The organism is Pseudomonas sp. FH1 (assembly GCF_000510895.2).
In the GTDB taxonomy this organism is placed as follows: Bacteria; Pseudomonadota; Gammaproteobacteria; order Pseudomonadales; family Pseudomonadaceae; genus Aquipseudomonas; species Aquipseudomonas azotoformans_A.
In genome coordinates this window covers 1-8,918 of the sequence record NZ_AOHM01000097.1, presented here as the reverse complement: position 1 = coordinate 8,918, position 8,918 = coordinate 1, and the positions used below count along the sequence as shown (strand labels likewise).

The 8,918-nt window shown below is 52.7% G+C and carries 5 protein-coding genes; 3 read left to right on the top strand and 2 right to left on the bottom strand.

All coding sequences use genetic code 11. The features are described from left to right. The 3 genes from H096_RS24490 to H096_RS24480 form a co-directional block, all read left to right on the top strand. Window positions 1–947, top strand: a 947-nt coding sequence (locus H096_RS24490; RefSeq protein ID WP_241495540.1) for a hypothetical protein, incomplete at its 5' end; no start/stop codon positions are given. Beyond that, window positions 944–2,977, top strand: a complete 2,034-nt coding sequence (locus H096_RS24485; RefSeq protein WP_033901923.1) for a hypothetical protein — start codon at window positions 944–946, stop codon at window positions 2,975–2,977. The genes H096_RS24490 and H096_RS24485, both read left to right, overlap by 4 nt. Beyond that, a complete protein-coding gene (locus tag H096_RS24480) occupies window positions 2,970–4,322 on the top strand; it encodes a transposase (RefSeq protein ID WP_033901922.1) in 1,353 nt (450 codons plus the stop codon). Before H096_RS24485 ends, H096_RS24480 begins: the two co-directional genes overlap by 8 nt. A 481-nt stretch (window positions 4,323–4,803) precedes the next feature. On the opposite strand, the gene H096_RS24475 is transcribed toward H096_RS24480, so the two are convergent. Continuing rightward, complete coding sequence (locus H096_RS24475; RefSeq protein WP_162240127.1) at window positions 4,804–5,511, bottom strand: HNH endonuclease; 708 nt, start codon at window positions 5,509–5,511, stop codon at window positions 4,804–4,806. A 185-nt stretch (window positions 5,512–5,696) separates the two neighbouring features. After that, window positions 5,697–7,262, bottom strand: coding sequence for an AAA family ATPase (locus H096_RS24470; protein ID WP_033901921.1), 1,566 nt, complete (start codon window positions 7,260–7,262; stop codon window positions 5,697–5,699). Between the last annotated feature and the right edge of the window lie 1,656 nt (window positions 7,263–8,918).

The following is an 8,918-nucleotide window of genomic DNA, read 5'->3' as shown; positions in this document are numbered from 1 at the left end:
AGCATTCTCGCCTAAATGGGTGTCCGGTTTCATTAGACCACTACAATATTTACTTATCCGGAATTTATGCGGTCCCTGGTGAAGCGCCCAAGGGCTCTCGTATATGCCGCCTTAATAGCAGGAAGCTTGGACGAGCACTGCATCTTCTTTCTACCCCTGAAAGAATCTTCGCACAACTCGCTCTTTATAATCCCGACGTGTTCGAGTTGCATGAGCAGAAAATGCTCAGCCCCATTCCACAAGTTCATCCACTTCAAGGAAACCCCTTAGCTGCTGGGCTGAAACTTCTGCCAGTGAAGGGAACATCATTGGTTGCAGAGGAAATCGGTCTCAAACACGCTACAGCTGTCGTGACCTACGATGATGGTGAGCGCCAGAGGGTTCCCCACCCCTATTTGGGCGATCTGCTTCTCTATATCCAGCCGCAAGGCTCGGACCCCTATGCCGTGAACTGGACAGTAAAGTTGAATGCGATGGATTTTGATGAGGTCGCTCGGGGAAGTTTGAAGAGCTTGGCGAAACAGAAAGAAAACCGCGAGAAAGCTCGCTTACGGCACGCCTTGGAAGAGATTTACTACCTCAGTGCAGGCATCAGGACTGTGAGGGTTTCCAGGGATCTGCTGGACCCAGTCCTAGTGGCCAACTTGGATCTTCTGTATGGCTACCATGATCGCGAGATCAGCCTCGAATCAAATCTTCTCGAGGATTTCTCACACGACATCGAAGACTGTGTCACCCAAGGGAGACCAGTAGCGTCCGTTGCGTTGATGTACGGACAGCGGTGGGGGCGGCGTGATCTGTTTCTGACGAAGATCTACAAAGACATATGGGAGCGCAAACTACCGGTCAGTTTGTTTGACCCGATACTTATCGATCATCCATTGGTGACGGATGCGCCGGATGTTCTGCGGGTCTATAGCTCACTTTTTGCCGGGCTGCCCGAATGATCACTGGTTCTAAGCTGAGAGCACCTGAAGGATTCAAAGGGCTGACGAAGGATGTCGAATACTATTTCCTTGCAGGTGACGGCAGGGCAAACAGGGCACGCCTTGTATTTTTTGATGAAGAGGGCACCACTGCGAGTTTGCTAACGCTTTCCCGGCCTGAATTTGATCTGGCCCTGACCAATGGTGATCTTGTGGAATGCGGTAGTGACGCCACACCTCCTTGGTTAATGGCCATCCGGGGCATTTCAGTGGATCAATTGGAAAAAGATCGGGTAAGGGCAACGAAAAGCTACGATGAGATGGTTAACAAGCGTTACCTCGCCATAGCGGAGTTGGTAGATCATGCTGAAGAGATCCTCTCGAACGACAATCCCGAATCGATCATCAACGCTCATGCTGCCAATCAGTCACCTTCTCAGAATGCAGCCCGGTTGAGGTTTTGGTTTTTTAGCTATCTAGTGTTCGGCCGTTCGAAGTGGGCGCTTATGCCCAAGTTCGACCGCTGCGGTAGAGGCAAAAGGGAACAGAACGCAGACGGGCAAATGTTGGGAAGGCCGCCAAAGTCAGGACGCAAATCCCGATCCCCTGCTACGGCCGAAATGCAGGCTTCTATCCTGGACGGGTTCATCAAATACAACGATAAAACTAAATCTGACGCTGAAATCTTTGGTGCAGTGCTGGTCGGTGAATTCGGTTGTGTTCCTTTTACAACATCGACAGGAAATAAGAAGTTCTATCATCCCGAAGGTAAGCCTTTCCCCACAAAAGGACAGTACGATTACTACCTTGGTCAGGCGATAAGTACGAAGGCGTATAGGAAAGCACGTAGAGGTACCAGTGGGGCTCGAACTAAGTCCGGGTTTGTTGGGAGCTTTTCCCATGACTTGGTCAATGTAAACCAAGTTGTTGAGTTTGACGGCTACAACCCCAAAGGCAAGATATCTGGCTTGCTCGAAGGATCCGCTATGGATTCGGCCTGTATAGTTCGAGGGGTGTGTGGCCAGTCTGGTGCCGTCGTCGCCTTGGGTTTCTCCGAAAACAAAGAAACCATGGAAGCTTACCGCATGGCCCTGTTCTCGATGGCCATAAGCAAGGTCAAATTTGCGTCGTTGTTCGGCCTGACTATCAGAAAAGAAGACTGGCCTACTTACGGTCTGCCGCAAAACATCGTCTTCGACCGTGGGCCAGGCTCTACCATGGGCGTACCGACTCGTTCAGAAGCAGTGGCCCGTGACGAAATGATGAGTTGGTTATCCAGACTTGAGCTGACTCCTACCCACTCGGGTCAGTCGAAAGCCACGGTTGAATCGTCACATCCTCGGACTAAGTCCGACAATGATCAGCCAACACACTTTCATAGCTCGCTCAACTTTGTGGAGATATGCAAGCGGCATATTCTACAAGCTATTTACGATAACCATGCTTCAGATGCTGAAGGGAAGATGACACCTGAGATGCTAGATGTGGGCTTCAGCCCCACCCCACATAACATTTACAAGTTCTACAGTGATCTTGGTTACGATTCCGGCACGGAGGTAACTTTTGACTACGCTGTGAGAGAATTCCTGACACCTCATCCGGCGCACATCAAAAGGAGTGGGGTTTATTTTTATGGTCGTAAGTACAATTCATCGAAGCTGATTGATACCTCGGTTTTTGACCGCATTGCGCTCAATGGCCAGATACCGGTCACAGCTTATGTGATGACCATGTGTGTTAGACATATCTGGATCGAATTAGAAGGCGTTTTGTACGAGTTGGACTTTGTAAAGCCGGCGAGCGTCCATCCCAGCAGCGTCGACATTTCGCTGTCGGATCTTCAGGTGCTCAATGAGAATCGGCTGCGTGGCAATGCGCAGCTTCGTGAAGAGCAGCCCGCAATCCTTCAGGATCGCAATGCCCAATTTCTTCACGCTACAGGCAAAGCCTGGGACAGTGGTACCCGCAAGCTTGGGCGTCCTGCGAAGGGAGGAGCGTCTGAACGTGATGCCGCCGACCAGAAGCGGTTGATGGGGAAAGGCAATGACTAACATCTTTTCTGCGCGCTTTGACGGGCTGGACACGCTGGCTGATATCCGGAGTTTGATTACAGTGCAACCTGATCCGGTGACCGGGCTTGAAGAGTTGAGTCCTGGATTGGCCGCTGAGCGTTTGTCAGAGGTACTGAAGACGATTTTCCTTCCCAACCAGTTTTCTTTGGACTTCATCAAAGACAGCGTTGATCGTGCGCGCAGCTTTTCGGCTGAGAGTTTCTCCACGGACCAGCAATATCAGCGTCGGCTGTATCACCCCCCTGAGAACGAGGCCTTTCCTATCTGCCTCACCGGCCTTGCAGGGGTTGGGAAGAGCCAAACTATCAGTGCGCTGATGAAGGTGATGCCTGGACCTGCATCATATGCATCCGCTCATTACCACGAACCTCATATATTAATCTCGTACTGGTACGCCAGCGCGAGGGGTAAAGCTGGCGGCAGACAGCTGTTGGAAGACTTCCTCGGTGGCGACGCGACAGGAGTTAGAGCGAATACATCAAAGCTACTGACGGAGTGCCGGCGTAGGGTTAATCGTGATGGTGTATCACTAATGATGCTCGAAGAGATGCAGCATCAGAGCACTGGCCAAGGGGGGGCCCGCGTTACGGATATTCTCCTCACCATGGCCGGGCTTGGGGTTCCGATGATCTATGTAGCCAACTACAGCCTGGGTCACAAATTGCTGACAAGGAACAGTGAGGACAAGCAACGGCTTCTCTCTGAACCCCGTGTGATGCTACCGGACCATCCTGACTCGAAGGCCTGGAAGGAGTATGTTCTAGAATGCATACGCGTGAGCGGGGGGCGCGTATCTGCAGATCCCAGTGCCCTGGTACATGAGCTGTATCGCTGGACGTTCGGTATAAAGCGTCTGGCGGTTCAACTGATCAAGGTGGCTTATCTTGAGGCGCGTGCAGCCCGTCGCCAAACGATTACTTTGGAGGACGTCAACAATGCATACCTTTCAGCCGCTTACTCCAGCAGTAGGGACGACGTTGAGGAGCTAATTCGCCTCAGCGTTCATAAGAGCAAAACCGGGGGCAGGCCTGACCTTCGTTGCCCTTTCCCGGTGCCGATGCCATCAAACGTCTTGAGCTTTGCCAGCGACGATCGTGCTTTACGGGTGAGCGAGAAGGTTTTTTTTTCATCCCTTACAGCCGAGGAGCGCAAGACTTTCGAGCAGCTCCATCCACCGGGTTCACCGTCCAATCTCCCTTCGAAGCCCAAGCGAGAGAAGAAACCAGTCTTACCCAAGCAAACTCGGGAGGGATTGGAGGATGCTTACAGCCGGCTGCTATCCGAATCCAAAGGGTCGCCAAAGCAGCGAGAGCCCATAAAATAAAGTTTACGTAGCAATCACGTGTGGCATAGGTGTAACTCCTGTATGGCTAATTTCCATTAGCGCTGCAGTTCTGACGCATCGCTACCGGCGGAAATATCCGAATATATCCTGCTGGCTATAATTTATAGTCAGCAGGATATATTCGGATATACACCAAAATCTGCGCGCATGTCGCTGACGTTTCCAATGCCACACTGACCCGACACCGATCACCGGAGCTCAGCATTTGTAATGTTTCATGAGGTAGTGGCTTCCACCCTATGTAATGAGGAGCTCACTTCGTGCCCCATCTATGGCCTCGATCCCGGCTTTTGAGGGCAGGAGGTTGGGGGACAAAGAGCATATTCCGTTTTTCCTGAACAAAGTGCTCGATTGTGTTTTGCCCCGCACTCCGATCACTGCCAACCTAGTAGATATGGCCGTGCGTTTGCGCTATCGGGGGCTTTCTTAGCGCCTGGTCCGCTCTCTTATTCTGTATTCATCACAGGAGGGCATGCCCCATGGCCTGTTCGTTTGCCTGACGAGGGTTGCGTATCAAACCAAAGCCTTCATCACAGAACCAATCCGAGTCTCGCAGCCCTTCATACAAGGCCGTTTTCCAGGAATTTGGGTCGCGCGCTTGGCATGATCGGAACTGAGCGTCTAAATGCTGACGAATCCCTACCGGACCGGCTGTATCTCCTACGCCTTCGAGCCCATAAGAAATGTCAGCCAGCTCGCTGGCGGCCTGTGCAACGTATAGCTCCGACAAGCCCATTACGACAAAATGGTTTCTGACCCGTGCTGTGAGTATCTCATCCCAAATTTTCGCGGCGCGAATGTCAAACGACACAGTAGGAGGCGAAGAAGGTTGAATACTCGCTATCAGCCAGCGCTCATTGCCGAGGTCATCGAAATATGGGTGGAGAGTTTGATCCTCTGCCCTTGCAGGAACGGTGGCCAGCTTCCGTTTGTTGCAGTCGGAGCAGGCGGGAACCAGGTTGGCCGGCGTTAGATTCAGCGCTGGAAAGCGAGACTGGGGGAGATAGTGATCAACCGTCGCGACGATGCGCTGACCACATAGCGGGCAGAGGCTGAATTCTGGAGCCATCCTTATACGGTCATATAGCACCCGGGATGGCGAGCCCTGACGTGCAAAATGGTTTTTGTAAATGATGCCCATAAGTGCAGCATCAATTGCTGCCGTCACGCCAAGGCTCGGGAGTATCCGATAGAGTTGGCCGGCCGGCCCAAGCTGCAAGTATTCGGCTTCGCACCTCATAATTGTCGGTAAGGCGTCTGTGAGAGCTTGGGCACGGTCAGGGATGGTAATACCCGCAGCGCAAGCTTGGACGGTATCAGTCGCACTTATCGCAGGCGGTCGAAGTCTTTTCATCAGTTGTCCTTAACCGCGACCAAACTCCGTGCCAGCGCTTGCGCTTCAACACCCAGCTGTCCTCCAAAGTAATGATTAACACCGGCATAGGTGATGCCCGGACGTCGAGCCACATTGGCGACCAGCTTATGGAAGCCAGAGTGAGTGACTTCTAGCCCGAAAACCTCCCGAGTCAGAACCCCAGCGCTTTCTCCAAAAGTTTCAGTCGATGGGCGCTCAACCGCAGATTGGGTGCGTGTCCTACGCAGCATCCAAACGCAGCTTCGCGGAACCTCCTGCAAGACCACAGGTGAGTGAGTCGAAAGCAGGGCAACGCCGTTTCTCGCTACCAATAGATCAGCGACGGTGCGAATGAATGCTGCCAGCAAAGGCGGATGCAGATGCCCTTCTGGCTCATCTAAAACAACCAGCGTTCGCTCATCCACTAGCTCGACAAGGCGGGTGGTCGTGAGCAACACAATTGCATGGCCAGAGCTAAGCAACCCGAAAAAGCGGGTTGCTCGCTGTCTCCATTCGAAACCGCCTTCGATCAGTTGCTCAACGCCTGTTTCGCCAAAGAGAGGATCCGCAGACAGCGTTGCCACGGCGGCGAGCCAGCGAGAACGACGTGGTTCAGCCTGGCAGCGTTCGAGACTTGAAACGAAATCCTCAGCCAGATCAGCAGCGCTTTTAAGCACGTCGAAAGTTCTTCCTTGATCGTCTTTTCTCTGAGCCCGTAGTCCTACAAACGTCGCTGGTGTTCGCTGGGAGGCAATTGATGGCAGCTCGAACGAGTCGAAGGCGCTAAAGGACACAGAGACCAAGCCAGAAAATGTCCACTCCCCTTGGTTCGGCCCGAGCTGCTGCAAAATCCCTCTGGGTGCACCTTGGGTGTCTCGTTCCAGGAGTGTGTTTATGATGCTTTGAATACAACGCGTTTTGCCAACGCCATTGCGCCCTACCAAGACATGCAGATTGGTTGGAGGCACAGCATCGGGAATGACCTGGAATTGCATTACTGCGGGAGGAAGTGGCGGCAGCCCGTCCGTCTCTGCTGGTGCGGGCGGGAAGGTGTACTGAAACTCAAAACGCGTCAAAGCTGGGTTTCCATGAGCGAGTCGATTCAAACGGTTTCGAACGTTGGGCTCATGGATGGATCGCAAAATTGACTCAGACATGACCAGCTCGGCCCGGTGCAGCTCTAAGATATCAAGGTTGAAGGCACAGTCGCACAGCGCTTTCAAAATCGTGATGCCCTGGCCATTGGGCAAAGCTCGAAGTGTCGCGTAGTAGTCTTCATCTTGGCCGAGAGAAAAGAACAGGCGCTTGTCCAGCTCCTTAAAGGCGTTAGGGAGCGCAGGTATCCGGCTGCCTAGAGGAACATCTGTACCGGCAGGGGCGGGCAGCAAGCCTGCTTGGCCTATTTTAACGGATCCCACCATGTGTCGAATCGATCGAGCATCAAACACGAACAGCGTGAACATTGTCCGGAATTTGAACCAGTCATCCCAATGATCGATGACCAAGTAGGCGCAGTTCGTACCGTGCTGAGGTAGCTGCTGGCCTGCGCCCAATACAGTAAACATCCGTTTTTACCTCATTCATCCACGAATCTTATGCCGATTTTGCGCTATGGAATATAACCTAAGAGTCGCATCCGCCCTCGCTGGCCGAGCTCCATGTATGGGTACATTCAGGTCAGTAAATCGCTCCGTGACACCCCTGTCGGGGCGAGGTTGCTAAAGTTGAATCGTGGCTGTTCATAGGCCAATAGAATCTTTTTGCCACTAGTACCACACTAACCAGCTTTGGGCGAGATTTGTCGTCACCGCCTTCTTGGCGAGAGTTGTTGCTCAGAAGGCTGCTTTCGGTCAAGTAGGTGTACAGATCATCAATGACTGGATACCGGACAAACCAGTTTGGGCCATTACATCTTGTCTCATGGTTGGAATGACGTTGTTGAACCTGATGTAGGTGCACGCATTCGGCGAAGCCGATACTGGTTCGCAAATAACGTTACCGGCTAACCCTATGAAGTACGACGATCCGAAGCGTGCTCTGCAAATTCGTCGAGGTGGGGAATATCATCGAGCTCACTGAGCGCATGTCGATGGCTAGGGATCGTAGCGGTGACGTCATCCAGAAGCCCGTCACTGTTTGGCTGGCATTGGATTGTGGCTGAGCGTCACGAGACCTATGGCATCGTCCTGCATGATCCCGGCTTCGATCTGCCGTTTTTTAGCCTCGCCCCGCGTCTGGGGTTGCATGCACACCCAATCACGAGCTATCAGGCCCGGAAATAGGTGGAACCGGTGCGCAGAGCTTTCCCACGAGTGATTTCACGCAAATGCAACAATCCCTTGATTCAAGAAACGCAAAGGCCTAACGACGCACTTCTCATCGTTAGGCCTGAAGCAACGCGCTACAGGGCGTGGACCAGATACAGTGGTGTTTACCGCACTATGGGGGACTGGGACACATCTAGCAGAACGGAGCTATTGCTAGGATCACCACTCACCTTGCTCGTCTTGCTCATCGCTGAGATCCAGTTGCCAGGTGCCTATTTCTACAGTTCCGGAAAGCCGCATTGGGTCATGCTGACTAGTCCCGAGAGAGATGCTGTAGCCACGCTTACCAACAAGGCCTACGGCCCTCTTGTTGACATCGCCCCCAGGATGAAGGCAGTAGTCACGGACGGTTTGCCAAGCGCAGTCAATCGCGTCCTGAGTTTCAGGGGGAAGCTCGCAATAGACCGTCGGATGGTTGAGGGGGTCTCCTTCATTGTCCCCGTATGGTCGCTGAACGTGGCGCAACGAATCTAATACGCTCGTCACGTCTCGGATGGTGAGCGGTTGGTAGCTGAACATGTGGTTGTTCCTCTTGTGAGATGATGGGCCCTTGAGGGCATTTCCGTCGCGGTTGCGACTAGACACAAGCCTATGGCGCCTTAGAGTTTTTGAGGTACCGGAAAGGACAAGAGGCGATGAAGGAAAATAGGGGTTTACGCAAGGTTCAGATTCCTTCTTACGTAGAAGTATTTGACGAGCTCGCATCCGGCTTTGGTCTTATCGAGTCCAAACAGAACAGGCTAGCGTCTCAGCGCTCTTGGCAGGGCAGACAATCTCGCTATGGTCCAAAAAACGATCAACCGTGGCGTGGGGTTAATCATGGACTGATCGGAGAGCTTGTGCTGTTGTTAGGGAAACTCTGAAAAAGACTTTCAGATTTGGTGAAATAGCCGC